The organism is Streptomyces sp. NPDC086787 (assembly GCF_044745865.1).
Taxonomy (GTDB): domain Bacteria; phylum Actinomycetota; class Actinomycetes; order Streptomycetales; family Streptomycetaceae; genus Streptomyces.
The window spans coordinates 1,199,949-1,223,436 of the sequence record NZ_JBIVBC010000001.1 but is presented as its reverse complement, the minus strand read 5'-3'; the positions used below and the strand labels follow the sequence as shown (position 1 = coordinate 1,223,436).

Below are 23,488 nucleotides of genomic sequence, written 5' to 3'. Positions count from 1 at the left end.
CTCCGCCCGGTGGGTGAACCTTCAATCAGCTCGTTCCATTCCCGGGACCATGGTTTCCGTGGACGGAATAGCGCAGGTACTCGTGGTGGTCCCCGTCGGCGGGCGGGTTCTCCGGGTCCGGGATCCAGCCCTGGCGGGTGTAGAAGGCCCGGGCGCGTGTGTTGTCCACGTGGACGTCGAGTACCGCGGTGCGCATGCCGTCGGCGCGCCATTCCTCGACGCAGGCCGTGTGCAGGGCGGTGCCGAGGCCGCGGCGCCAGTGGTCGGGGTCGATGTGGAACTGGAACAGCTTTACCAGGTCCGCGGGTGCGCCGTCCGGGGTGCGGAAGGAGGCGACGCCGACGATGCCGCCGTGCTCGACGGCGCACAGCACATGCCCGTCCGGCCGCTCGATGACGTCCCGCCACACATCGCGCCAGTCCCGGTCGGACGGGGGGACGCCGTCCGGGTAGTAGGTCGAGCGGGCCCGGAGGTGCAGGGCGGCGACGGCCTCCGCCTCGGCGGGCACGGCTGTCCTGATCACCAGGGAGTCAACGGTCCGGCGCACTTTGATCACGCGGCGGAAGACGTGTCCGGGAGCCGGTCCGGTTCCGTCGACGCTCATGAACGCGGGATGAGAAAAGCGGTCGTACGGGAACGTTCGGCGGCTTCCCGGTCGTCTTCACAGTGCGATGAACAAGACGATCAGGCGGGCGTCCGTCTTCGCGCTGCTGCTCGTGCTCGCTCTGCTGGTCAGGGCGACGTGGGTGCAGTACTACGACGGTCAGGCCCTCGCGGACGACAAGAACAACCGGCGCAACGCGATCAGGACGTACGCGCAGCCGCTGGGGAACATCATCGTGGCCGGCGACTCCGTCACCGGATCCGCGAGGACGAAGGGAGGTGACCTCGCCTACAAACGGACCTACACGAACGGCAGCCTGTACGCGGCGGTCACCGGCTACGCCTCGCAGAGTTACGCGCCGACGCAGCTGGAGGGCATCTACCAGGAGCTGCTCAACGGCACGGACACCCGGCTGAAGACCGCCATGGACACGGTCACCGGCAAGCGGGCGGATCCGGGCAACGTGGTCACGACCATAGACCCCGACGTGCAGAAGGCGGCGTACCGGGCGCTGGGCGGCAACAAGGGCGGGGCGGTCGCGATCGACCCGAAGAGCGGCAGGATACTGGCGGCGGTCTCCACTCCGTCGTACGACCCGTCGGAGCTGACCGACGCCAACACGGCCGGGTCGGCCTGGAAGCGGCTGACCACCGACACGGACAAGCCGCTGACCAACCGCGCGCTGCGCCAGCCGCTGCCGCCCGGCTCGACCTTCAAGCTGGTCGTCGCGGCGGCCGCGCTGGAGGACGGGCTGTACAAGGACGTGGACGTGGCCACCGAGAGCCCCGACCCCTACACACTGCCGGGCACGACCAGGGTCCTCGCCAACGAGAACAAGTCGGCGCCCTGCAAGAACGCCCCGATCCGGGACGCCCTGCGCTACTCCTGCAACAACGTCTTCGGCAAGATGGCCGTCGACCTCGGCCAGGACAAGGTGCGGGCGATGGCCGAGAAGTTCGGCTTCAACGACGAGAAGCAGGACGTACCGGTGCGCGCGTACGCGAGCGTGTACCCGTCGGACATGGACAAGGCGCAGACCGCGCTGTCGGGCATCGGCCAGTTCGACGTCACGGCGACCCCGCTCCAGATGGCGATGGTGTCGGCCGCGATCGCGAACGGCGGCGAACTGGTGTCGCCGCACATGGTCGCGCAGATCACCGACAGCGGCGGCGACGTGCTGCAGAACTACGACGACGGGACGAGCACCGACCGGATCGTCAGCTCGTCCACCGCCGAGCAGCTCCAGTCGGCGATGGAGACGGTCGTGAAGGACGGCACGGGCACCAACGCCCTGATCGACGGGGTGACGGTGGGCGGCAAGACGGGCACGGCCCAGCACGGCGAGAACAACAGCAAGACGCCGTACGCCTGGTTCACGTCGTACGGCAAGTCCGAGTCGACGGGCAAGGAGGTGGCCGTCGCGGTGATGGTGGAGCAGTCGGACGCGGCCCGCTCCGAGGTGAGCGGCAACGGGCTGGCGGCGCCGGTGGCGAAGGCGATGATGAAGGCCGCGCTCAAGTAGCGGCGAGCGGCCGGTGTGCCGGGGCCGCGGGGTCCGTGTGCGGTGGCGGGAGGAAAATCGCTCTCCCGTTGAACCGGGCCCGGCTTCGCTCCGTGTTACGGAGTGCGGGGCGCGTCGCCGACTGCGGTGAAGGACGAGAGGCAGGGCAGGAGGCGAAGAGCGACTCGTGGAACATCCGGACCAGAAACAACCACACGTTCGCTTTCCTCGTCTCCTCTGGTGAGAAGCGGCCGTTGGGCCTCCTGATCTGCCGGCCTGAGCCCCCCTCGGCCGGCGCCGCCGGCCAACCCCCCCTCGGCCGGCGGCAAGAACGCCCCCTCCGGTGACGACCGGCGGGGGCGTTCTCGTGCGGTGCGCTGCCTCAGCTCACGAAGTACGTCGGGTTCGGGAGCTTGTACGTGCGGTCGGCGTGGCCGCCGTCGAGGTCCGAGTACTGGTCGCCGAAGTTGGCGATGATCTCGTACCCGAGGTCCTTCTCGATGTGCTTGCGGGTGCCGCCCTTGTACTGCACGGTGGTGCAGTTCCAGGCGGCGGCCGTCGCGCAGTCCTTCAGGTAGGCCGGCGGGTTGGCCTTGTCCTTGAGGAACATGTGCGCGGAGTCGAGGTTCACATCCGCGCCGATCTTCTTCAGGTTCTCGACCGCGGCGGTGCGCTGCGCCTCGCTCAGGCCGGAGTTGTAGAAGACCTCGACGCCCTTGGCCTTGGCGTACCGGACCAGCTCGGCGCTGCCGAACACGCCCGGACGGTCGGCCTTGTTCACGTAGTCGGCCCAGGTGGTGCCGTTGTACGTGTAGTTGTAGCGCTTCTCGTAGTCGAGGCTGAGCAGCAGCGTGTCGTCGATGTCGAAGACGACCGCGGGCTTCTCGCCCCGGCGGTGGGCCCGGTGGGCCGCCCGGTCGATGTAGCGCTTGGCGTCGGCGTCGATGCGCGCCAGGTCCTTGGCGTACTGGCTCGTCGGAGAGGCTTGGTACACACCGTTGCTGTCGGCGGTGGTGCCGTAGTACTTGTCGATGTCCTGCACCAGGAGCCCGATGTTGTAGGGCTCGTGCGTGGAGTTCGCCGTCGACTGGTGGGCGGTGGCCGCGCCGGCCCCGTAGAGAGCCCCACCGGCGACGGCACACGCGGCAGCGATCGCCGCGAGTCGCAGTGATTTATGCATGACAATGTTCTACGCGCGTCGCGGTCCCATGGCGAGAGCCTTTGCCCTATCGAGATCAATCCCACAGGCTGCGTCAGACGAGCCTGGTGTCTCCCTCACGGGCGTAGTCCGTCGACCGCCCGAAGGCGAGGCCGGCGCGCGCGGCCGCCGACTCGCGGCTGAGCGTGGGCCCGACGTGGGTGACGACCAGTTCCCGCACCCGCGCCGCCCGGGCGACGGCGCCCGCCTCCTCGGGCGTCAGATCCACCGGTTCGCCCTCGCCCTCACCATGCGCGTCCACGTCGGTGGCGCACAGGAACACATCGGCGCGGGTGGCGAGTTCGGTGAGCGCGGTACAGGGGCCGCTGTCCCCCGAGTACGCGAACACACTCCCCTGGCACTCGGCGCGCAGCCCGTACGCCTCGGTGTCGTGGGCGACCGCGCGGGAGGTCAGCCGGAGGTTCCAGTGCTGGGCGGTGTGACCGTCGTGCAGGGCCCGGAAGTCGAGGATGCCGCTCAGGAAGTCCACGTCCGGCCGGCCGAAGAAGCCCGCGAGCCGGTGCGCGCAGCCCTCCGGCGCGTACACCGGGACGGGCACGGCGGGCGTCATGCCGCCGAACGCGAACGCGTAGGCGGCGGCGAGCAGATCCGCGTTGTGGTCGGCGTGCAGATGCGAGATCCAGATCGCCGTGAGCCGTGCGGGGTCGGTGTGCCGCTGCAACTCGGCGAAGGTGCCGGGCCCGGCGTCCACCCACACCTCGGCGCCACCCCCGCGCAGCAGGTATCCGGAGCACGGACGCCCCGGCAGCGGATGCGGGGAGGCGGTACCGAGAACGGTGAGGGTGACGGGCATGGTGGGGAGGTTACGGTTCCCGCCCCCCCGACTGTGACCTTTTCCGGCTTCCGCCGCGTGTCAGGTGACACCCCGTTGGCGGATCGCCCGACTTCGCGCCAGACTCACCGGACCGCGAGAACGTCGTCCACGCCGGAGGCCGAGCATGTCCGCACCCCGTACCGTCCTGCTCACCGGTGCCGCCGGCACCCTGGGCACCCTGTTGCGGTCCGGGCTCCCCCGGTACGGCCATGAGCTGCGGCTGTTCGACGTGCGCCCCGTCGAGGGCGAGCCGGACGCGATCACCGCGGACCTCTCCGACCGGGCGGCCCTGCGCGACGCCGTCCGGGGTGTCGACGCGGTTCTGCATCTCGCGGGCATCTCCCTCGAGGCGCCGTTCGAGAGTGTCGTCCGGGCGAACATCGAGGGCACCTACAACGTGTACGAAGCGGCCCGCGAAGAGGGCGTGTCGCGGGTCGTCTTCGCCTCCTCCAACCACGCCGTCGGCTTCACCCCGGCCCCCCGGGGCACCGACCCCCTGATCCCGGCCGACACCCCGCACCGCCCGGACACCTTCTACGGCCTGTCCAAGGCCTTCGGCGAGGACCTCGCCCAGCTCTACTGGGACAAGCACGGGCTGGAGACCGTCTCGGTGCGCATCGGCGCCTGCCGGCCCGAGCCGGCCGACGTCCGCATGCTCTCGGTCTGGCTGAGCCCCGCCGACTGCCTCCGGCTCTTCCACGCGGCCCTGACCGCCGAGGACGTCGGCCACACCGTCGTCCACGGCTCCTCCGCCAACACCCGCGCGTGGTGGGACCTGTCGAGCGCGCGGGCGCTCGGCTACGAACCACGGGACGACTCGGAGCCGTACGCCAAGAAGCTCGTCGCCGAACAGGGCGAGCCGGATCCGGACAACCCGGCCCACACCCACCTCGGCGGCACCTTCCTCACCGACCCGCCGATCTGGCCGTACTGAGCGACACGCGTCGCCTCGCAGGCGGGCGGGCACCGAACGGGCCCGTCCGCTTCGGCATTCGGGCACCGGTGAGGCCCGTTCCCACGCTCCGGCCCATGGTCACGCTGGTCCGCGACGAGCACCCCGCCCGGCAGGCGGGCACACACGGGCACGATCGGGCTCATGACAGGCCTGGTCAGCGGCGCTTACCGACGGTAAAACTTTCCCTCATGGGCCCGAACGGGCAGTTCCGCAGGAAAAACAGGGAAAAAGAGGACGAGCGGTGAGCATCAAAACGGCGGAAGAACGTCGGCGCGAGATCGTGCGGGCCGCCCGTGCGGGCGGCTCGGTCGACGTCACCGTGCTCGCCGCACAGCTGGGCGTGGCCAGGGAGACCGTACGGCGTGACCTGCGCACCCTGGAGGAGCACGGCCTGGTCCGCCGCACCCACGGCGGCGCCTATCCGGTGGAGAGCGCCGGATTCGAGACGAACCTCGCCTTCCGCGCCACGAGCCGGGTGCCCGAGAAGCGGCGGGTCGCGGCCGCGGCCGCCGAACTGCTCGGGGACGCCGAGACGGTCTTCGTCGACGAGGGCTTCACCCCTCAGCTCATCGCCGAGGCCCTGCCGAAGAGCCGGCCGCTGACCGTGGTCACCGCCTCCCTGCCGGTCGCGGGCGCCCTCGCCGAGGCCGGGAACGTCTCCGTGCTGCTGCTCGGCGGCCGGGTGCGCCCCGGGACACTGGCGACCGTCGACCACTGGACGACGAAGATGCTCGCCGGCTTCGTCATCGACCTCGCCTACATCGGCGCCAACGGCATCTCCCGGGAGCACGGCCTGACCACCCCCGACCCGGCGGTCGGCGAGGTCAAGGCGCAGGCCGTGCGCGCCGCGCGGCGCACGGTCCTCGTGGGTGTGCACACCAAGTTCGGAGCGGTCAGCTTCTGCCGGTTCGCCGAGATCGGCGCGCTGGAGGCGATCGTGACGAGCACCCAGCTCCCGGCCGCCGAGGCCCACCGCTACGCGCTGCTGGGACCCCAGGTGATCCGGGTCTGAACAACCGGCGCGTTCCCCCTGCCCGGCTCCCGCTTGCCGACTGGCGGCCGCTATCTCCCCATATGTCCTCATACGCAGTCAGGAGCGACCCATGCGCACCCACAGCCGACACAGGCCGCGAGCGATGCTCGCCATGGCCGCCGCGGGGACGCTGCTCACCGCCCCGTTGCTCTCCGGCTGCTGGACCGGGGCGGGCGGGTCGGGTTCCGGCGGTGACTCGATCAACGTCCTGATGGTCAACAACCCCCAGATGGCGCAGTTGCAGAAGCTCACCGCCGAGCACTTCACCGCTGAGACCGGCATCAAGGTCAACTTCACCGTCCTGCCCGAGAACGACGTCCGCGACAAGATCAGCCAGGACTTCGCCAACCAGGCGGGCCAGTACGACGTGGCCACGCTCTCCAACTACGAGATACCGATCTACGCCCGCAACAACTGGCTGCACGAGATGAACGCCTACGTCGCCAAGGACCCGGCCTACGACGAACAGGACGTCCTCAAGCCGATGCGGCAGTCCCTGACCGGCGACGACGGCAGGCTCTACGGCCAGCCCTTCTACGGCGAGTCCTCGTTCCTGATGTACCGCAAGGACGTGTTCGCGAAGAAGGGCCTGACCATGCCCGCGCACCCCACCTGGACCCAGGTGGCCGAGCTGGCCGCGAAGACCGACGGCGCCGAGCCCGGCATGAAGGGCGTCTGCCTGCGCGGCCTGCCCGGCTGGGGGGAGGTGATGGCGCCGCTCACCACGGTCGTCAACACCTTCGGCGGCACCTGGTTCGACAAGGACTGGAAGGCGCGCCTCGACTCCCCCGAGTTCGAGAAGGCGACGAAGTTCTATGTCGACCTGGTCCGCGAGCACGGCGAGTCGGGCGCCGCCCAGTCCGGTTTCGCCGAGTGCCTCAACAACATGACCCAGGGCAAGGCCGCCATGTGGTACGACGCCACGTCCGCGGCGGGCCTGCTGGAGGCGGCGAAGTCCCCGGTGAAGGGCAAACTCGGCTACGCCCCGGCCCCCGTGGAGAAGACCCGGTCCTCGGGCTGGCTCTACACCTGGGCCTGGGGAATCCAGAAGGCCTCCCGCAACCCCGACAAGGCCTGGAAGTTCGTCTCCTGGGCGTCGAGCAAGCGGTACGAGGAACTGGTCGGCAGCACCGTCGGCTGGTCCGACGTGCCGGCCGGCAAGCGCGCGTCGACGTACACGAACGCCGCCTACCGCGCGGAGGCTTCCGCCTTCCAGGACATGACCAGGGACGCCATCGAGCACACGCGTCCCAACGACCCCGGTGTGCAGCCGCGGCCCGCGCCCGGTATCCAGTTCGTCGGTATCCCCGAGTTCACCGACCTCGGCACCAAGGTCTCCCAGGAGATCAGCGCGGCCATAGCCGGACACCAGTCCGTCGAGTCGGCCCTGAAGAAGTCCCAGCGGCTCGCCGAGAAGATCTCCAAGGAGTACGAGGGACGATGACCGCGACAGTAACCACCCTTACCACCGCCTCCGCACCCGCCGCCCGGCAGCGCTCCACCCGGCTGCGCGCCTGGGCCACCCGGGCCCCGCTGCTGCCCGCCCTCGTCTTCATGATCGCCGTGACCCAGCTCCCGTTCGTGGCCACGCTGGTGATCTCCTTCTTCGACTGGAACGCCCTCTATCCCAAGGCCCGCCACTTCACCGGCGTCGACAACTACCGCCAGGTCCTCGGCGACGCCGACCTGCGCCACTCGGTGTGGACGACCGTGCTGCTGACGGCGGCGGTGGTGCTGGCCAGCCTGGTGCTGGGCCTGGTGCTGGCCCTCCTGCTGGACCGCCGGTTCAGAGGCCGGGGACTGGTCCGTACCCTGCTCATCGCGCCGTTCCTGGTCGTCCCGGTCGCGTCGGCCCTGCTCTGGAAACACGTCCTCTACAACCCCGAGTACGGCCTGTTCAACGGGCTGTTGCACTACGTGGGCGGCCCCCAGCCCGACTGGATCTCGAACACCCCGCTGCTCGCGGTCGAGGCTTCCCTGGTGTGGCAGTGGACGCCGTTCATGATGCTGATCCTGCTCGCCGGACTGCAGAGCCGCGACCAGCAGCAGCTCGAGGCCGCGCGCGTGGACGGCGCGAACAACTGGCAGATCTTCCGCCATCTCACGTTCCCGCACCTGCGCCGCTATCTCGAACTCGGCGCCCTGCTGGGCTCGATCTACATCGTGCAGAACTTCGACGCGGTCTTCACGATCACGTCCGGCGGTCTGGGCACCGCCAACCTGCCCTACACCGTCTACCAGAGCTTCTACCAGGCCCATGAGAACGGCCTCGCGTCGGCCGCGGGCGTCCTGGTGGTCATCGGCTCGATCGTCATCGCGACCTTCGCCCTGCGCGTGGTGTCGTCGCTGTTCCGCGAGGAGGTGTCCCGCGCATGACCGCCATACGGCGCAACGGACTCGGGCTGGTCGCTTGGCTGGCCGGGATCCTGTTCTTCCTGCCGATCGCCTGGATGGCCCTGACGTCCCTCCACTCCGAGCAGGACGCGGCGACCAACCCGCCGTCCTTCACGGCCGCGTTCACCCTGGACGGCTACCGGGAGTTCTTCGGCACGGGCGGCGGGGCGAGCCCCTGGCCCGCGCTGATCAACTCGACGGTGGCGTCCGTGGCCTCGACGCTGTGCGTGCTGCTGCTTGCGCTGCCGGCCGCGTACGCGCTCTCGATCCGCCCGGTGAAGAAGTGGACGGACGTCCTGTTCTTCTTCCTCTCCACGAAGATGTTGCCCGCGGTGGCGGGCCTGCTGCCGATCTATCTGTTCGCGAAGAACGCCGGCCTGCTCGACAACATCTGGCTGCTGGTCCTCCTGTACACCTCCATGAACCTGCCGATCGCGGTATGGATGATGCAGTCGTTCCTCGCCGAGGTCCCGGTCGCGGTGATCGAGGCGGCGCGGGTCGACGGAGCCCGCCTCCCGACGATCCTGACCCGCGTGGTGGCACCCATCGCCCTGCCCGGGATCGCCGCCACGGCCCTGATCTGTTTCATCTTCAGCTGGAACGAGCTGCTCTTCGCCCGGGTGCTCACCGGAGTGGTGGCCGAGACCGCCCCCGTCTTCCTGACCGGCTTCATCACCAGCCAGGGCCTGTTCCTGGCGAAGGTGTGCGCCGCCTCGCTCGTCATCTCCCTGCCGGTGCTCGCCGCGGGGTTCGCCGCCCAGGACAAGCTGGTCCAGGGCCTGTCGCTGGGAGCCGTGAAATGAAGGCCGCCGTCATCGAGTCCGTGGGCCGCGCCGTCGTCACGGAGGTCCCCGACCCGACGCCGGGACCCCGCGAGGTCGTCGTCGAGGTGGCCGCCTGCGGGCTGTGCGGTACCGACCTGCACATCCTCCAGGGCGAGTTCGCGCCCAAGCTGCCGATCGTCCCCGGGCACGAGTTCGCGGGCGCGGTGGTCGGGGTGGGCACCCAGGTCACGGAGGTCGCGGTCGGCGACCGGGTGGCGGTGGACCCCTCGCTGTACTGCCACGAGTGCCGGTACTGCCGCAACGGCCACAACAACCTCTGCGAACGCTGGGCGGCGATCGGGGTCACGACGGCCGGCGGGGCCGCACGCTACGCGGTGGCCCCGGTGGCCAACTGCGTGAAGCTGCCCGAGCACATCCGCACCCAGGACGCGGCCCTGATCGAGCCGCTGTCCTGCGCGGTGCGCGGCTACGACGTACTGCGCTCGCGTCTCGGCTCCCATGTGCTGATCTACGGCTCCGGAACCATGGGCCTGATGATGCTGGAACTGGCCAAGCGCACGGGCGCGGCGAGCGTGGACGTGGTGGACGTGAACACCGCCCGCCTGGAGACGGCCCGCGGCCTGGGCGTCTCGGCGTCCGCGACGAACGCCGACGAGCTGGACCGCCCCCAGGGCTGGGACCTCGTCATCGACGCGACGGGCAACGCGGCCGCCATCCAGGACGGCCTCGACCGGGTGGCCAAGGCCGGCACGTTCCTCCAGTTCGGCGTGGCCGACTACGCGACCCGCGTGACGATCGACCCGTACCGCGTCTACAACCAGGAGATCACCATCACCGGCTCCATGGCGGTCCTGCACAGCTTCGAACGCGCGGCGGAACTGTTCGCGAACGGGGTGCTCGACCCCGAGGTGTTCATCAGCGACCGCATCCCGCTGGACCGGTATCCGCAGGCGCTGGAGCAGTTCGCGGCGGGCGTGGGGAGGAAGATCGTGGTGGTGCCGTAGCGCCGCGGATGCCGGGAGATGGCAGGGGCGGCGGGGACAGGCAGGGAGGACGGGTCGGGGCGGCGGGGGGCGGGGGCGGAAAAGCGATGGCCCGCGCCCCACCGGCCCTCCTACCATCCCCCACATGCCACGCCCCCAGGGATTCAGCTACGAAGCACACGCGAACGGCACCGTGCGGATCAACCACCACAGCCGCCCCGCGACCACACTGCAGGGAGCCCGTGCCGCCCAGTTCCTCGCGGAGGTGGACGGCGCCGACCCCCAGCTCGTCATGGCCCGCTGGACCGGGAACTACAAGCGCGGCAACGAGCGCACGGCCCGAAACCACCCCCGCAACGTCCGCTGAACCGGATCAGCCGATTGGGCTCAAGGTAAGGGAACGGCAAAGCGCCCCCGCTCGTTCACCCGGCATGACAGCTATGACCCCTGGCTCGAACATCGCTCTGTCCACCGCCCGTGTCACGGTGGACGTCGCCGCCCCGGTGCGGCTGGACGTATCGGGCCTGCTGCTCACCGCCGACGGCAAGGTGCGCTCCGACGACGACTTCATCTTCTACAACCAGCCCCAGGGACCGGGCGTGACCTACCGCTCCGGCGGGGGCACGGCGCCCGACGCGATCACGGTGGACACCGCCGCCGTCCCCCCGGGCATCGAGAAGATCGTGGTCACCGCCAGCCCGGACGCCGCGGGCCAGACCTTCCAGGGCATCGAGCCGACGGCCACGATCCGCAACGCCGACGACAACAGCGTCCTGGCCACGTTCACGCCCCCGCAGCTCGGCACCGAGACGGCGCTCGTCGTCGTGGAGGTCTATCTCCGCAACGGCGCGTGGAAGGCCCGCGCGGTCGGCCAGGGCTATGCGAACGGGCTCGCGGGCATCGCGACCGACTTCGGTGTGACGGTGGAGGAACCGGCGCCGGCGCCGGCCGCGCCGCCGATGGCCCCGCCGCAGCCCATGACCCAGTCCATGACCCAGCCGTCGACGGTGCCCCCGCCGCCCACCGCGCCGCCCACCGTGCCGGCCGCCCCCGCACCCGGCGCCGGGAAGATCAACCTCGACAAGGGCCGGGTCAGCCTCCAGAAGAACCAGACCGTCTCGCTGGTCAAGGGCGGCAGCCCGCTGCTCTCCCAGGTGCAGATGGGGCTCGGCTGGGAGCCGGCGTTCCGCGGCAAGAACATCGACCTGGACGCCTCGGTCATCGCCTACGGCCCGCAGCGCAACCACATCGACAGCTGCTACTTCGGCAAGCTGTCCATCCTGAACGGCGCGGTCAAGCACTCCGGCGACAACCTCACCGGCGAGGGCGGGGGCGACGACGAGGTGATCATGGTCGACCTGGGCAGACTCCCGCAGGAGGTCACCGGCCTGGTCTTCACGGTCAACTCCTTCTCCGGCCAGAAGTTCACGGAGGTCGCCAAGGCCTACTGCCGGCTGATGGACGCCGCGACCGGCGAGGAACTCGTCCGCTTCGACCTCACCAACGCCGAACCGCAGACCGGCGTGCTGATGGCCAAGCTGGTCCGCCAGTACTCCGGCGAGTGGGACATGACCGCGATGGGCGACTTCGTGAAGGCCCGCACGGTACGCAACATGGTGAAACCGGCCGCCGAGGCGCTGTAACCACCGGCACGACACCACGGGCGCCCCCGCTGCGGAGCGCCCGTGGTCGGAGGGGCGGACACGCGCTAACGCGGCTGCCGCTTCCAGGGGCCGGTGATGGCCAGCATGACGCCCGGGCGCTGGATGTTGGCGTACAGCGTCCTGCCGTCGGGCGAGAAGGTGACTCCGGTGAACTCGCTGCAGTCCGGCTCCTCGGCCGTGCCGTTGTTCATCTCGTTGCGGGCGATCGGGTAGGTGCGGCCGCTGTCGGTGGCGCCGAAGAGGTGCTGGATGCCCTCGCCGTCCTCGGCGATGACGAGGCCGCCGTACGGGGAGACGGTGATGTTGTCGGGACCGTCGAAGGCGCCGTCGACGGACGGGTCCGGGTTCACGCCCAGCAGCACCCTGAGGGTCAGCGTGCGGCGGACCGGGTCGTAGAACCAGACCTGGCCGTCATGCTGAACGGGGCTCTCCTCACGGGCGAACGAGGACACGATGTAGGTGCCGCCGTCGGCCCACCACATGCCCTCCAGCTTGCGGGCACGGGTGACCTGGCCGTCGGTGAACTGCTTGCGGACGGCGGTCCTCCGCGCGTCACGGTCCGGGACGTTCACCCAGTCCACGCCGTAGACCGTGCCGGTCCTCGTGGCCCGGGAGAGGTCGTCGACGAACCTTCCGCCGGAGTCGAAGCACCTGAACGCCTGAAGGACGCCCGCGTCGTCGGCGAGGTGGCGCAGCCGGCCGCGGCCGTGGTGGAAGCCGGCCGGCGGGGTCCAGCGGTACAGCAGGCCGTTCGGCGACTGCGCGTCCTCGGTCAGGTACAGGTGGCCGCGCCGGGGGTCGACCACGACGGCCTCGTGGGAGTAGCGGCCGAGCGCCTTGACGGGCCTGGGGTCGTGGTTGGCCCGGCGGTCCAGGGGGTCGACCTCGAAGACATAGCCGTGGTCCAGGGTCATGCCGTTCTGGCCGGCCCTGTCCTCGGTCTCCTCACAGGTGAGCCAGGTGTCCCAAGGGGTTCTGCCGCCCGCGCAGTTGGTGGAGGTGCCGGCGATGCCCACCCATGCGGCGACGTGCCCGTGACGCACCTCGACCACGGTGCAGCCACCGGAGGCGGCCGGATCGTAGACATGGCCCTCGGTGAGCGGCACCGGGTGGTCGAAGTCGGCGCGCGGGCCCTTCAGTTCGTGGTTGTTGACCAGCAGAGTGGCACCGCGCGGGCCGTCGAAGGTGGCGGTGCCGTCCGGCTTGCCGGGGGTGAACTCGCCGCTCTCCAGCCTGGTCCTGCCGGTGTAGGTGATGACCCGGTAGCTGAACCCGGCCGGCAGGGCGAGGATCCCGTCGACGTCGGGGACCAGTGGGCCGTAGCCGACCCCGCCGCCGTGCGGGCAGTGTCTCTCCTCGCTGGTGCTGTCGGTCTCCGTCGACGCGAGGGCGTTGGGTGCGGTGGCGAGTGCCCCGACCGTGCCCGCCAGCACCACCCCGGCGCCGGTGAGGGCGGATCGGCCGGTGAAGTCCCTGCGAGTGAGCGACATGGTGTCTCCCTGTAACAGTTGGACCGGGGCTGCGGTTCGCCGATCGGCGACACGCTTCCGTCCGACCCTGAACGGGAGTTGAACACCGGGCCGCTTCGACGGACTCACTTCCGTGAATCCGTGTGCGTCACCCCGGGTGTCCGGGGGCGTCTGCCGTACGCCCCGCGGTCCACCCGTCACCGGGAACGGCTCAACCGGGCTGCTGGGAGCGGGCCTTGAAGGCCGCCTTGCGTGCCTCCTTGGCCACCTTCTTGTCCGGGTGCAGACGGCCCATCGCCTCCAGCACATCCGCCGTCGCCGGGTGCTCCACCCGCCAGGCCGTCGCGAAGAAGCCGCTGTGCTGCTGGGCCAGACCCTCCACCAGGGCCTGGAGCTCCTCGGAGTTCCCTTCGGCCTGGAGCTGGGCGGCGACCGTGTCGATGGTCAGCCAGAACACCAGGTCCTGTGAGGGCGCGGGTACGTCGGAGGCGCCGCGTTCGCTCAGCCACACGCGGGCCAGTCCGCCGAGTTCGGGGTCGTCGAGGACCTCCCGCAGCGCGGGCTCCGCCTCCAGGCCGACCAGCGACAGGGCCTGCTGGCAGCGGAGCCTGCGCAGCGGAGCCCCGGCGTCGGCCCCGCGTGCCGCGGCGAGCAGCTCGCGTGCGGCGGGGAGGGGCTCGCGCCCCGCCAGCCACTGGCTGGTCTCTGCCTGGGCCGCGGCCGGGGGGAAGCCCGAGGTGCCGTGGAGCAGGACGTCGGCGCCCTTGTCGGCCAGTTCACCGACCGTGGGCGCCTCGAAGCCTGCCTCCAGCAGCCGCGCCCGCAGCCCGTACACGCCGAGCGGGGTGAGCCGGACCGCTCCGTAGTGGGAGACGTCGGTCTCGTCGACGGGCGCCACGGGCTCCTCGTCGGCTTCCGCGATCAGCGCCTCGTCGACCGGCTGGTACTCGACGAGCCCGATCGGCTCCAGCATCCGGAACTGGTCGTCGAGCCGCATCATCGCGTCGGAGATCTGCTCCAGAACGTCGTTGGTGGGCTCACCCATGTCACTGGGCATGATCATCGAGGCGGCGAGGACGGGCAGCGGGACCGGACCGCCGCCGGTGACATCCGCGTCGGCGGTGCTCGCGGTGAGCAGGTACAGGCTCCCGAGCACGCCGTCGAGGAACTCCGCCTCCGCTTCCGGGTCCCAGCCGAGAGACTCGAAATCGATCTCGCCGCCCTCGTCCAGAGCGTCCACGAGTCCGTCCAGATCGGGCACGGCGGCGTCGGCGACGACGGTCTCCAGGGCGGCCAGCCACACCGCGAGCACATCGGCCGGCGCGCCGCCGGTGACCAGCGTCAGCTCCTCACCCGCCCGCACCGTCCCGGCCTCCTCGTCGGCCACCTCGACCAGACCGGTGTCCAAGGCGACCCGCCAAGCCTCGGCGGCGTACGCGGCGGCGTCGTCACCGGTCAGCCCCAGGGTTTCGGCGGCTTCCGGGAGTTGCTCCTCGACCAGACTGCCCCCGGCGTCCACGCGGGTGCCGGGTCCGGCCCAGCGGGCGAGCCGGGCCGCCCGGGAGAGCAACGGCGTGGTCAGCGCGTCGTGCGCCAGCTCCGCTTCGGATCGCAGCAGCACCGGCGGCAGGGGGGAGCTGTCTGACATCGGCTGTTTTCTCCCTCGGGCAAGTTTGAACTCGGCCACTCAGCCTAGTACCCCGGCAGGCACTGGGCGCATTTCCACCCATGCCGCCCGGGTTCACCAGATGGTCAGGAGTCACACCTGGCCGAAACCTTGACAACTACCCCGGACAGGCAGGAGATTGACGCGCGTAGAAATCGAGGGACAAGTGTTCACTGTATTTCTACGCGTGTCACACTTGCCGCCGCGTGTCATGCGCACTCCAAGTTTCAGCCTCGTCCCGGCGCTTTCGTTCGCCCCCGGAGGGAATCCCTTGCCGAGCAGGTCTTCAGCGCGCCTCGCCGCGCTCACCGTCGCCGCCGTGTGTTCCGCGGCGTCCACCGTCGCTCTCACGTCGCCCGCGCACGCGGACACGGTGCGCGTGCACGACATCCAGGGCACCACCCGCACCTCGCCGTACGCCGGGCAGAAGGTGGCGGACGTTCCCGGCATCGTCACCGGTACCCGCACCTACGGCTCCTCCAAGGGCTTCTGGCTCCAGGACCCGAACGCGGACGACAACCCGGCCACCAGCGAGGGCGTGTTCGTCTTCACCAGCTCCGCCCCGAAGGTCGCCGTCGGTGACTCCGTCACCGTCTCCGGCACGGTCTCCGAGTACGTGCCCGGCGGCACCACGTCCGGCAACCAGACCGTCACCGAGATCACCAAGCCGACCGTCGCCACGGTCTCCACCGGCAACGCGGTCCCGGCCGCCACGGTGATCGACGCCAGGTCGGTGCCGTCCCGCTACGCCCCGGCGGGCGACACCGCGGCCGCCGGTTCGGTCAACGGTCTGACGCTGGACCCGGCGAAGTACGCCCTGGACTACTACGAGTCCCTGGAGGGCATGAACGTCCAGGTCTCCGACGCCCGGGTGATCACGGCGACCGACCCGTACTCCGAGCTGTGGGTGACGGTGAAGCCGCGCGAGCACCGCAGCAAGCGCGGTGGCACGGTCTACGGCTCGTACGACTCCCAGAACACCGGCCGACTCCAGATCCAGTCGCTGGGTGCGACCGCCGACTTCCCGAAGGCGAACGTCGGCGACACCCTTGAGGGCACCACCACGGGCCCCATGGACTACAACCAGTTCGGCGGCTACACCCTGGTCGCGAGCCGGCTCGGCACCCTGAAGAGCGGTGGCCTCCAGCGGGAGACGACGCGCAAGCAGGGGCGCGGCGAGCTCGCGGTGGCGACGTACAACGTCGAGAACCTCGACCCGTCCGACAAGACCTTCGAGGCGCACGCCGCCGCGATCGTGAACAACCTGAAGTCGCCCGACATCGTGTCCCTGGAGGAGATCCAGGACAACAACGGTGCCACCGACGACGGCACGGTCGACGCGAGCACCACCGTCAACAAGCTGATAGACGCGATCGTCGCGGCGGGCGGCCCGAAGTACGACTGGCGCTCCATCAACCCGGTCAACGACCAGGACGGCGGCGAGCCCGGCGGAAACATCCGCCAGGTCTTCCTGTTCAACCCGGAGCGGGTGTCCTTCACCGACCGCGCCGGCGGCGACTCCACCACCGCGGTGAGTGTCACCAAGGTGCACGGCAAGGCCCAGCTGACGGCCTCGCCGGGCCGCATCGCCCCGGCCGACGACGCCTGGAAGTCGAGCCGCAAGCCGCTGGCCGGCGAGTTCGTCTTCCGTGGCAGGACGGTCTTCGTGATCGCCAACCACCTCAACTCCAAGGGTGGCGACCAGGGTCTGACGGCGCAGTACCAGCCGCCGGTCCGCAGCTCGGAGACCCAGCGCCACGCGCAGGCGACGCTGGTCAACGCGTTCGCCAAGAGCATCCTGAGCGTCCAGAGGAACGCGGACGTCATCGCGCTCGGCGACATGAACGACTTCGAGTTCTCCGACACCGCCAAGATCCTCGAGGGTCACGGCGAACTGTGGTCGGCGATCAAGTCGCTGCCGAAGAAGGAGCGTTACACCTACGACTACCAGGGCAACCAGCAGGTCCTGGACCAGATCCTGGTGAGCCCCTCGATCCGGCGCGACTGCGGCCTCGACTACGACAGCGTGCACATCAACTCGGAGTTCAACGACCAGATCAGCGACCACGACCCGCAGGTGCTGCGGTTCCGTCCGTAACTCCGGCGACGCTCGCTCAGGACTGGCCGAACACGCCGTTCAGCCAGTCCTGCCAGGCGGTCTCGTTCACCCGGGCGTCGGCGTCCGGCGCGAAGTCGTGGACGCTGATGCCGAGCGGCGCGCCCCAGTGACCACGTCCGAAGAACCGGATGAGGGCACTGTCGGTGCGCAGACCGATGAAGTACGGGTTGCGATAGTCGAGTACGGCGTCCAGGGTGCCCCCACCGGGCCCCTGGGCGCCGATTTTCGTGCCTGCCGCCGCGTCGTCCGGGAGACCGAGCGCGTGGGCGGCGGCGGCGAGTGCCCGCGGGGTCGCCGAGGCGGCGGGCCCCTGCGCCTGGGCGAAGACGACGGGGCGCGGGGCGAAATGCGTCAGGTACTCGCACAGGGTGTGCAGATAGAAGTTGTTGTGCTTGCTCGCCCCGTCGTACTGGTTGTTCCAGTCGTCGGTGAAGATGCCGCTGTGGACGTAACGCACCCAGGCGCGGCGTCCCTCGTCGCGGGGCTCGATGGTGTAGTCGATCTGGTTCTCGGACTGGGTCGGGAAGCCGACGTCCTCGCTGCGGTTCGTGTAGCGGTGGGGCGGGTCCCAGGCGGTGACGGTGGACCCGAAGGGACCGCTGCCGCCCACCCGCGGCTCGGGCGGGTCCATCGGCCACAGATAGGCGGCGCCGGCGGTGGTGATCGCCTCCCACACCTTCTCGGGCGGGACGTCGACCTCGAACTCGCGGACGATCTCGAACTCCTTGGACATGGTGGGGCTCCTGCCTGTTACTGATCCAGTTCGGGGGTGGGACGGTCCTTGACCGTGGGGTGGACGGCGACGACGATCCGGTGGTCCCGGCCGCCGTCCGCGCCGGGAGCGTCGTACTTCCGGATCAGGGCGCTCACGCCCGCCGTCAGTTCCTGGACGAAGGCCGCGCGGTCGCCGGCCGAGGCGAAGCGGACCTCGCCGTCGAGCGCGTACGTCGCCAATGGCTTGCCGGCCTTCGTGGCGCCGGTGATCAGCGTGCCGACGTCCCGCACCAGGCGGGCGCCGAGCGCGAGCAGCCAGCGCGCGGAGAGCTGGTCGCGGAAGCGGTCCGGATCCGGCTGCACGGAGGCGAGCGCGAGCGGTGAGATGACGTACGACGCGGCGGTGGCGCGCATCAGCCGCTCGGTGACGTTGCCCTTGCGGCGCTCGCCGGCCAGTTCGACCAGGCCGTGCCGCTCCAGTGCCTTGAGGTGGTAGTTCACCTTCTGCCGGGGCAGCCCGACCCTCCCGGCCAGCATCGCGGCCGACGCGGGCTCGGCGGCCAGTTCGGCGAGCAGTCTGGCCCTTATGGGGTCCAGTGAGACGGCTGCGGCCTCGGGGTCCTCGATCACGGTCACGTCCAGCATGCGCCCAGACTCTCACCGAAAACTTTTTTTGTCCAGACGATGCAAGTTGTCGGCGAGCCCGAACGTCACCCATCAGCAGCACTTATGTATACCTCGTAGAAGAATTAAGTAGAGCTACGCAATGGGTGGGCCGAGACTACTCCCATGACAACTTCCGGCAGGCCCTCGACTCCCTTCGGCCGCACCCTCTGCGCGATGGTCACGCCCTTCACCGATTCGGGTGCGCTCGATCTGGAGGGCGCCCGGCGGCTGGCCGACCATCTGGTGGCGGAGGGCTGCGACGGACTGGTCCTGAGCGGTACCACCGGCGAGTCCCCGACCACCACGGACGCCGAGAAGGCGGAGCTGGTCCGGGCCGTCCGGGACGCCGTCGGCGACCGCGCGTCGATCGTCGCGGGCGTCGGCACCGCCGACACCCGGCACACCGTCGAACTGGCCCGCGCGGCCGAGAAGTCGGGCGCGGACGGGGTGCTGGTGGTGACGCCGTACTACAGCAGACCGCCCCAGGACGCCCTGGCACAGCACTTCCGCGAGGTCGCCGACGCGACCGGGCTGCCGGTGATGCTGTACGACATCCCGGGCCGGACCGGCACCCGCATCGAGCCGGAGACGATGATCCGGCTCGCGGAACACCCGGGGATCGTGGCGGTCAAGGACTGCTCCTACGACTTCCTCGGCGTCCAGAAGGTGCTGGCACGCACGGAGTTGGCGTACTACGCGGGCTGCGACGAGCACATCCTGGCGCTGTACGCGGTGGGCGCGGCGGGCTGTGTCAGTACGGTCGCGAACGTCGTACCGCGCCGGATCGCGGACATCCTGGAGGCGTTCGAGGCGGGCGACACGGCCCGCGCCGCCCGGCTCCAGCGGCAGGTCACCCCGCTGATCGAGGCGGTGATGGACGCGGGCCTGCCGGGCACGGTCACCGCCAAGTCCCTGCTGACCACGCTCGGCCGGCCCGCGGGCCCGGTCCGCGCACCGCTGCGGCCCGCCGGCCCGGAGACGGCCGACGGGCTGCGGACGGTGTACGAGGAGCTCATCGCGGCGGCGTGACCACCCGCTGCGCCTGTCCGTGACAAGAAAATCGCACCGTCCCGTCGCTCGTGGTGCCGTACGTTGGCGGCATGAGCCGCCCGCTGCTGTTCCTCGACGTCGACGGCCCGCTCAACCCGTACGCGGCGCAACCCGAGCGGCGTCCCGAGGGCTACACGACGATCAGGGTGACCCTGCGTCCCGGGCGCCCGCTGCGGGTCTGGCTGAACCCCGGGCACGGCCCGCTCCTGCTGGGCCTCGGCTACGAGCTGTGCTGGGCAACCACGTGGATGGACGCCGCCAACCGCTGGATCGGGCCGGTGGTCGGACTGCCCGAGCTGCCGTACGTCGACTTCGGTGACGGTCTGTTCGCCGAGCGGCCCGACGGGGTGCACTGGAAGACGGAGTCGATCGTGTCGTACGCCCGGGGCCGCCCGTTCGCGTGGGTGGACGACGAACAGAGCCCGGCCGACAGCGTGTACGTCGCGGCACACCACCCGGGCGCCGCCCTGCTCCACCACGTCGACCCGCGCATCGGCCTGCGTGAGCCGGACTTCACGGCGCTGACGCAGTTCGCCGCGCGAGCCTGAGCCCGACGGACGGCATCCGGAGCGCCAGGATTTCGAACGAGGCCGAACCGAGGCCTCGGCGAAGGGAGTTCGGGGTGGGAGTCGCACCTCCTGGCGGATGCGTACCCCGGCAGGTGCGCGTGTGCGGGCGGGCCGGGGCGGTCGGAGCGGTCGGGGGCTGGATTGCAGAGCCTGTCAGTGGCACTTAGCGTGATGTCGGGGACCCAAGGGGCGAAAGGTCACTCATGCCACGATCCATGCGCGCGCTCGTCGCCGGAAGGGTTGGCGAGCCGGCCGACGTCCTGCGGCTGGAGTCCCGTCCCGTTCCCGCGCCGGAGGCCGGTCAGGCGTTGATCCGCGTGAAGGCGACCCCGATTCACGCCAGTGATCTGCACGTGCTGCGCGGCCGCTACGGCTTCTCCCCCGAGTTTCCCGCTGTCGGCGGTCACATGGAGTGCGTGGGCCGGGTCGAGGCCCTGGGCCCGGACACCGAGGGGCTGAGGGTCGGCGAGCGCGTGGCGGTCGCCGCCGTCCCGGCGGTACCCGGGCCGCGGGTGGCCGGCACCTGGCAGGAGTACCTTGTCGCCGAGGCAAGAAGGCTCCTGCCGGTCCCCGGTCGGCTGAGCGACTCCAGCGCGTGTCAGCTCGCCGTCAACCCGTTGACCGCGCTGCTGCTGGTGACTCGCGAACTCGACGTACAGCCGGGTGAATGGCTGGTGCAGACGGCCGCGGGCTCGACCGTCGGCCGGCTCGTCATTCAGCTGGCCAGGCATCTGGGTGTGCGCACGATCAATGTCGTGCGGCGGCGCGCCGCCGTCGAGGAGATCAGGGCGCTCGGTGGTGACGAGGTCATTTGCACGGAGGACGAGGACCTGTCGCAGCGTGTGGCCGAGATCGCCGGATCGGCCGGCGTGCGCAAGGCCGTCGACTGCGTCGCGGGCCACGTCGGTGCCCAGGTGTCCCAGGCATTGGCACCGGGAGGAGAGGTCGTGGTCTACGGCGCGCTCTCCACCCATCGGCAGACCGATCCGGCAGCGCTGACGATCCCGTTGTCGGCACGCTCGGTCATCTACGAGACCAAAGCGGTGCGTGGTTTCTGGCTGAACCGCTGGTTCGGCACCAACTCACCCACGGATGCGCTGCGCGCGCTGTCCGAGGTCCGCGCTCTCGTCGCTGACGGGGTGCTGAGCATCCCCCGGGGCGAGCCGTTCCCGCTCGAACGCTTCACCGAGGCCATCTCGTTCGCCGAGGCGCCCGCACACGGCGCGAAACCGCTCTTCGTCTTCGACGAGGACCAGGACGGGGACGGAGCCAAGGGCAACGACGACAGGTAGCGCCCTCCCCCGGCCGTCCCGGGCCGTGGAAGGGCGCTCTGCTCAGGGCGTCGAGATCAGGTGGCCGGATCAGTTGTGGCTGTGCAGGATCTCGTTCAGGCCGCCCCACACCGCGTTGTTCGGGCGGGCCTCGACCGCGCCGGTGACCGAGTTGCGGCGGAAGAGGATGTTGGAGGCGCCGGAGAGGTCGCGGGCCTTGACGATCTGTCCGTCGGGCATGGTGACACGGGTGCCCGCGGTGACGTAGAGACCGGCCTCGACCACGCACTCGTCGCCGAGGGCGATGCCCACGCCCGCCTCGGCGCCGACCAGGCTGCGCTCGCCGATGGAGATGATGACGTTGCCGCCGCCGGAGAGGGTGCCCATCGTGGAGGCGCCGCCGCCGATGTCCGAGCCGTCGCCGACCACGACACCGGCCGAGATGCGGCCCTCGACCATGGAGGTGCCGAGGGTACCGGCGTTGAAGTTCACGAAGCCCTCGTGCATCACCGTCGTGCCCTCGGCGAGGTGCGCGCCGAGGCGGACCCGGTCGGCGTCGGCGATGCGGACGCCCTTCGGGGCGACGTAGTCCGTCATGCGCGGGAACTTGTCGATGGAGGTGACCTGGAGGTGCAGGCCCTCGGCGCGGGCGTTCAGGCGCACCTTCTCGATGTCGTCCACGGCGACCGGGCCGAGCGAGGTCCAGGCGACGTTGGCGAGGAAGCCGAACATGCCGTCCAGGCTCTGGCCGTGCGGCTTGACCAGGCGGTGCGAGAGCAGGTGCAGGCGCAGGTAGACGTCGTGGGCGTCGATCGGCTTGTCGTCCAGGGAAGCGATGACCGTACGGACCGCGACCACCTCGACGCCCCGGCGGGCGTCCGGGCCGATCGCCTTGGCGGCACCTTCGCCGAGCAGTTCCACGGCACGCTCGGCGGACAGCCGCTCGGTGCCGGACGGGCCGGGCTCGGGGGCCAGTGCCGGCGCGGGGAACCAGGTGTCGAGAACGGTGCCGTCGGCGGCGATCGTGGCGAGGCCGGCGGCCACGGCGCCGTTGGTGCGGGAAGCAGTCGTGTCGGTCATGGGGGAAAACCTAACGTGGCGGCGGCCGAGCGGGCGAACCGGTGATCGGACGTCTCGCACAGCGGGCGTGATCAGGGGATCACGCGGGCCAGTGCCTCCCGTGCCCCGGCCTCGTCGTAGGTGCCACCGCCGAGCAGTACCTGGAGGCAGATTCCGTCCATCAGGGCGAGCAGGGTCCGCGCGGTCACCGGGTCGGTGCGGCGGGCCAGCCGTGCGGCGGTCTCCTCCGTCCATTCGGCGGCCACGGGGCGCAGGGCGGGGCGGCGCAGGGCGGCGAGATAGAGCTCGTACTCCAGCTCCACGCCCGTGCGGTCTCCGGCCAGCCATTCGCCGAGGGCGCGGGCGAGGCCGGTGGCGAGGTCGCTGTCCGTGGCGTCCAGCAGTCCGCTGCTCGTCAGCACCTTGGCGAAGCCCTCGTTGGTCTGCCGCAGTGCGGCGACCATCAGCTCGTCGAGGGTCGCGAAGTGGTACGTCGTGGAGCCCAGCGGGACGTCCGCCTCGGCGGCGACGGACCGGTGGCTCAGCCCCGCGATGCCCTTCGCCCCGACGACCCGGATCGCCGCGTCGATGATCCGTTGCCGTCGCTCCGGGTCGTGGCGCCGGGGCATCAGTGCGCGCCGCCCATGTTGAGGACGACCACGCCCCCGACGATCAGCACGATCCCGGCGACCTTCGTCGTGTTCAGACCCTCTCCGAAGAGCATCAGACCGAGCACCGCGATGGTCGCGGTGCCGACCCCGGACCAGATGGCGTAGGCGGTGCCGATCGAGAGGGACTTGAGGGTCCGGGCCAGCAGGGCGAAGGAGACGACATACCCGAGGGCCGTCAGCAGCGAGGGCCACAGCCGGGTGAGGCCGTCGCTGTACTTCATCGCGGTGGTGGCGGCCACCTCCGCCGCGATGGCTCCGAAGAGCAGGAGATATCCCATGTGT

Annotated in this window: 23 protein-coding genes; 13 read left to right on the top strand and 10 right to left on the bottom strand. The window is 70.4% G+C overall.

Annotated features, from left to right (window positions below; translation table 11 throughout):
* Positions 1-25 precede the first annotated feature (25 nt).
* Positions 26-523: a GNAT family N-acetyltransferase gene (locus ACIPK3_RS05675; protein WP_402566867.1), complete on the bottom strand. Its 498-nt coding sequence runs from the start codon at positions 521-523 to the stop codon at positions 26-28.
* A gap of 148 nt (positions 524-671) precedes the next feature.
* Here ACIPK3_RS05675 and ACIPK3_RS05670 point away from each other — a divergent pair, with 148 nt between their 5' ends.
* Positions 672-2,126, top strand: a complete 1,455-nt coding sequence (locus ACIPK3_RS05670; protein ID WP_402566734.1) for a peptidoglycan D,D-transpeptidase FtsI family protein — start codon at positions 672-674, stop codon at positions 2,124-2,126.
* Between the two features lie 361 nt (positions 2,127-2,487).
* On the opposite strand, the gene ACIPK3_RS05665 is transcribed toward ACIPK3_RS05670, so the two are convergent.
* On the bottom strand, positions 2,488-3,285 hold the full coding sequence (locus tag ACIPK3_RS05665; protein WP_402566733.1) for an HAD family acid phosphatase: 798 nt from the start codon (positions 3,283-3,285) through the stop codon (positions 2,488-2,490).
* A gap of 73 nt (positions 3,286-3,358) precedes the next feature.
* Positions 3,359-4,117: an MBL fold metallo-hydrolase gene (locus ACIPK3_RS05660; protein ID WP_402566732.1), complete on the bottom strand. Its 759-nt coding sequence runs from the start codon at positions 4,115-4,117 to the stop codon at positions 3,359-3,361.
* A gap of 145 nt (positions 4,118-4,262) precedes the next feature.
* On the opposite strand from ACIPK3_RS05660, the gene ACIPK3_RS05655 reads away from it, so the two are divergent.
* The 8 genes from ACIPK3_RS05655 to ACIPK3_RS05620 all read left to right on the top strand — a co-directional run bounded on the left by ACIPK3_RS05655 (position 4,263) and on the right by ACIPK3_RS05620 (position 11,931).
* Positions 4,263-5,072 carry an NAD-dependent epimerase/dehydratase family protein gene (locus ACIPK3_RS05655; RefSeq protein ID WP_402566731.1) on the top strand — a complete coding sequence of 270 codons (810 nt, stop codon included), beginning with the start codon at positions 4,263-4,265 and terminating at the stop codon, positions 5,070-5,072.
* Positions 5,073-5,334: 262 nt separating this feature from the next.
* A complete protein-coding gene (locus tag ACIPK3_RS05650) occupies positions 5,335-6,105 on the top strand; it encodes a DeoR/GlpR family DNA-binding transcription regulator (RefSeq protein WP_402566730.1) in 771 nt (256 codons plus the stop codon).
* A gap of 91 nt (positions 6,106-6,196) precedes the next feature.
* Positions 6,197-7,570 carry an ABC transporter substrate-binding protein gene (locus ACIPK3_RS05645; RefSeq protein ID WP_402566729.1) on the top strand — a complete coding sequence of 458 codons (1,374 nt, stop codon included), beginning with the start codon at positions 6,197-6,199 and terminating at the stop codon, positions 7,568-7,570.
* Positions 7,567-8,502 (top strand): carbohydrate ABC transporter permease, encoded by a 936-nt coding sequence (locus tag ACIPK3_RS05640; protein ID WP_402566728.1) that lies wholly within the window; start codon positions 7,567-7,569, stop codon positions 8,500-8,502. Before ACIPK3_RS05645 ends, ACIPK3_RS05640 begins: the two co-directional genes overlap by 4 nt.
* Positions 8,499-9,323, top strand: coding sequence for a carbohydrate ABC transporter permease (locus ACIPK3_RS05635; RefSeq protein ID WP_402566727.1), 825 nt, complete (start codon positions 8,499-8,501; stop codon positions 9,321-9,323). The genes ACIPK3_RS05640 and ACIPK3_RS05635 overlap by 4 nt, the downstream gene beginning before the upstream one ends.
* Positions 9,320-10,309: a zinc-dependent alcohol dehydrogenase family protein gene (locus ACIPK3_RS05630; protein WP_402566726.1), complete on the top strand. Its 990-nt coding sequence runs from the start codon at positions 9,320-9,322 to the stop codon at positions 10,307-10,309. Before ACIPK3_RS05635 ends, ACIPK3_RS05630 begins: the two co-directional genes overlap by 4 nt.
* A gap of 124 nt (positions 10,310-10,433) precedes the next feature.
* The gene (locus ACIPK3_RS05625) at positions 10,434-10,655 is read left to right on the top strand and encodes a hypothetical protein (RefSeq protein ID WP_402566725.1); all 222 of its coding nucleotides are present in this window, start codon (positions 10,434-10,436) and stop codon (positions 10,653-10,655) included.
* A gap of 73 nt (positions 10,656-10,728) precedes the next feature.
* Positions 10,729-11,931 (top strand): TerD family protein, encoded by a 1,203-nt coding sequence (locus ACIPK3_RS05620; protein ID WP_402566724.1) that lies wholly within the window; start codon positions 10,729-10,731, stop codon positions 11,929-11,931.
* A gap of 65 nt (positions 11,932-11,996) precedes the next feature.
* On the opposite strand, the gene ACIPK3_RS05615 is transcribed toward ACIPK3_RS05620, so the two are convergent.
* Both ACIPK3_RS05615 and ACIPK3_RS05610 read right to left on the bottom strand, forming a co-directional pair.
* Positions 11,997-13,442 carry an alkaline phosphatase PhoX gene (locus ACIPK3_RS05615; protein ID WP_402566723.1) on the bottom strand — a complete coding sequence of 482 codons (1,446 nt, stop codon included), beginning with the start codon at positions 13,440-13,442 and terminating at the stop codon, positions 11,997-11,999.
* 190 nt (positions 13,443-13,632) lie between these two features.
* Positions 13,633-15,069, bottom strand: a complete 1,437-nt coding sequence (locus ACIPK3_RS05610; RefSeq protein WP_402566722.1) for a hypothetical protein — start codon at positions 15,067-15,069, stop codon at positions 13,633-13,635.
* Between the two features lie 289 nt (positions 15,070-15,358).
* On the opposite strand from ACIPK3_RS05610, the gene ACIPK3_RS05605 reads away from it, so the two are divergent.
* Positions 15,359-17,185: an endonuclease/exonuclease/phosphatase family protein gene (locus ACIPK3_RS05605; protein WP_402566721.1), complete on the top strand. Its 1,827-nt coding sequence runs from the start codon at positions 15,359-15,361 to the stop codon at positions 17,183-17,185.
* Between the two features lie 16 nt (positions 17,186-17,201).
* Here the strand turns inward: ACIPK3_RS05605 and ACIPK3_RS05600 are convergent, their stop codons facing one another.
* The gene (locus ACIPK3_RS05600; protein ID WP_402566720.1) at positions 17,202-17,939 is read right to left on the bottom strand and encodes an SRPBCC domain-containing protein; all 738 of its coding nucleotides are present in this window, start codon (positions 17,937-17,939) and stop codon (positions 17,202-17,204) included.
* 17 nt (positions 17,940-17,956) lie between these two features.
* On the bottom strand, positions 17,957-18,565 hold the full coding sequence (locus ACIPK3_RS05595; RefSeq protein WP_402566719.1) for an ArsR/SmtB family transcription factor: 609 nt from the start codon (positions 18,563-18,565) through the stop codon (positions 17,957-17,959).
* 144 nt (positions 18,566-18,709) lie between these two features.
* Here ACIPK3_RS05595 and dapA point away from each other — a divergent pair, with 144 nt between their 5' ends.
* The 3 genes from dapA to ACIPK3_RS05580 all read left to right on the top strand — a co-directional run bounded on the left by dapA (position 18,710) and on the right by ACIPK3_RS05580 (position 21,497).
* Positions 18,710-19,615: a 4-hydroxy-tetrahydrodipicolinate synthase gene (gene dapA / locus ACIPK3_RS05590; protein ID WP_402566718.1), complete on the top strand. Its 906-nt coding sequence runs from the start codon at positions 18,710-18,712 to the stop codon at positions 19,613-19,615.
* A gap of 71 nt (positions 19,616-19,686) precedes the next feature.
* Complete coding sequence (locus ACIPK3_RS05585) at positions 19,687-20,184, top strand: hypothetical protein (protein ID WP_402566717.1); 498 nt, start codon at positions 19,687-19,689, stop codon at positions 20,182-20,184.
* Between the two features lie 224 nt (positions 20,185-20,408).
* Complete coding sequence (locus ACIPK3_RS05580; protein WP_402566716.1) at positions 20,409-21,497, top strand: zinc-dependent alcohol dehydrogenase family protein; 1,089 nt, start codon at positions 20,409-20,411, stop codon at positions 21,495-21,497.
* Between the two features lie 69 nt (positions 21,498-21,566).
* Here the strand turns inward: ACIPK3_RS05580 and dapD are convergent, their stop codons facing one another.
* The 3 genes from dapD to ACIPK3_RS05565 all read right to left on the bottom strand — a co-directional run bounded on the left by dapD (position 21,567) and on the right by ACIPK3_RS05565 (position 23,484).
* On the bottom strand, positions 21,567-22,556 hold the full coding sequence (gene dapD / locus ACIPK3_RS05575) for a 2,3,4,5-tetrahydropyridine-2,6-dicarboxylate N-succinyltransferase (protein WP_402566715.1): 990 nt from the start codon (positions 22,554-22,556) through the stop codon (positions 21,567-21,569).
* A 71-nt stretch (positions 22,557-22,627) separates the two neighbouring features.
* The gene (locus ACIPK3_RS05570) at positions 22,628-23,164 is read right to left on the bottom strand and encodes a TetR/AcrR family transcriptional regulator (protein ID WP_402566714.1); all 537 of its coding nucleotides are present in this window, start codon (positions 23,162-23,164) and stop codon (positions 22,628-22,630) included.
* Positions 23,164-23,484 carry a DMT family transporter gene (locus tag ACIPK3_RS05565; RefSeq protein WP_402566713.1) on the bottom strand — a complete coding sequence of 107 codons (321 nt, stop codon included), beginning with the start codon at positions 23,482-23,484 and terminating at the stop codon, positions 23,164-23,166. The genes ACIPK3_RS05570 and ACIPK3_RS05565 overlap by 1 nt, the downstream gene beginning before the upstream one ends.
* Positions 23,485-23,488 lie beyond the last annotated feature (4 nt).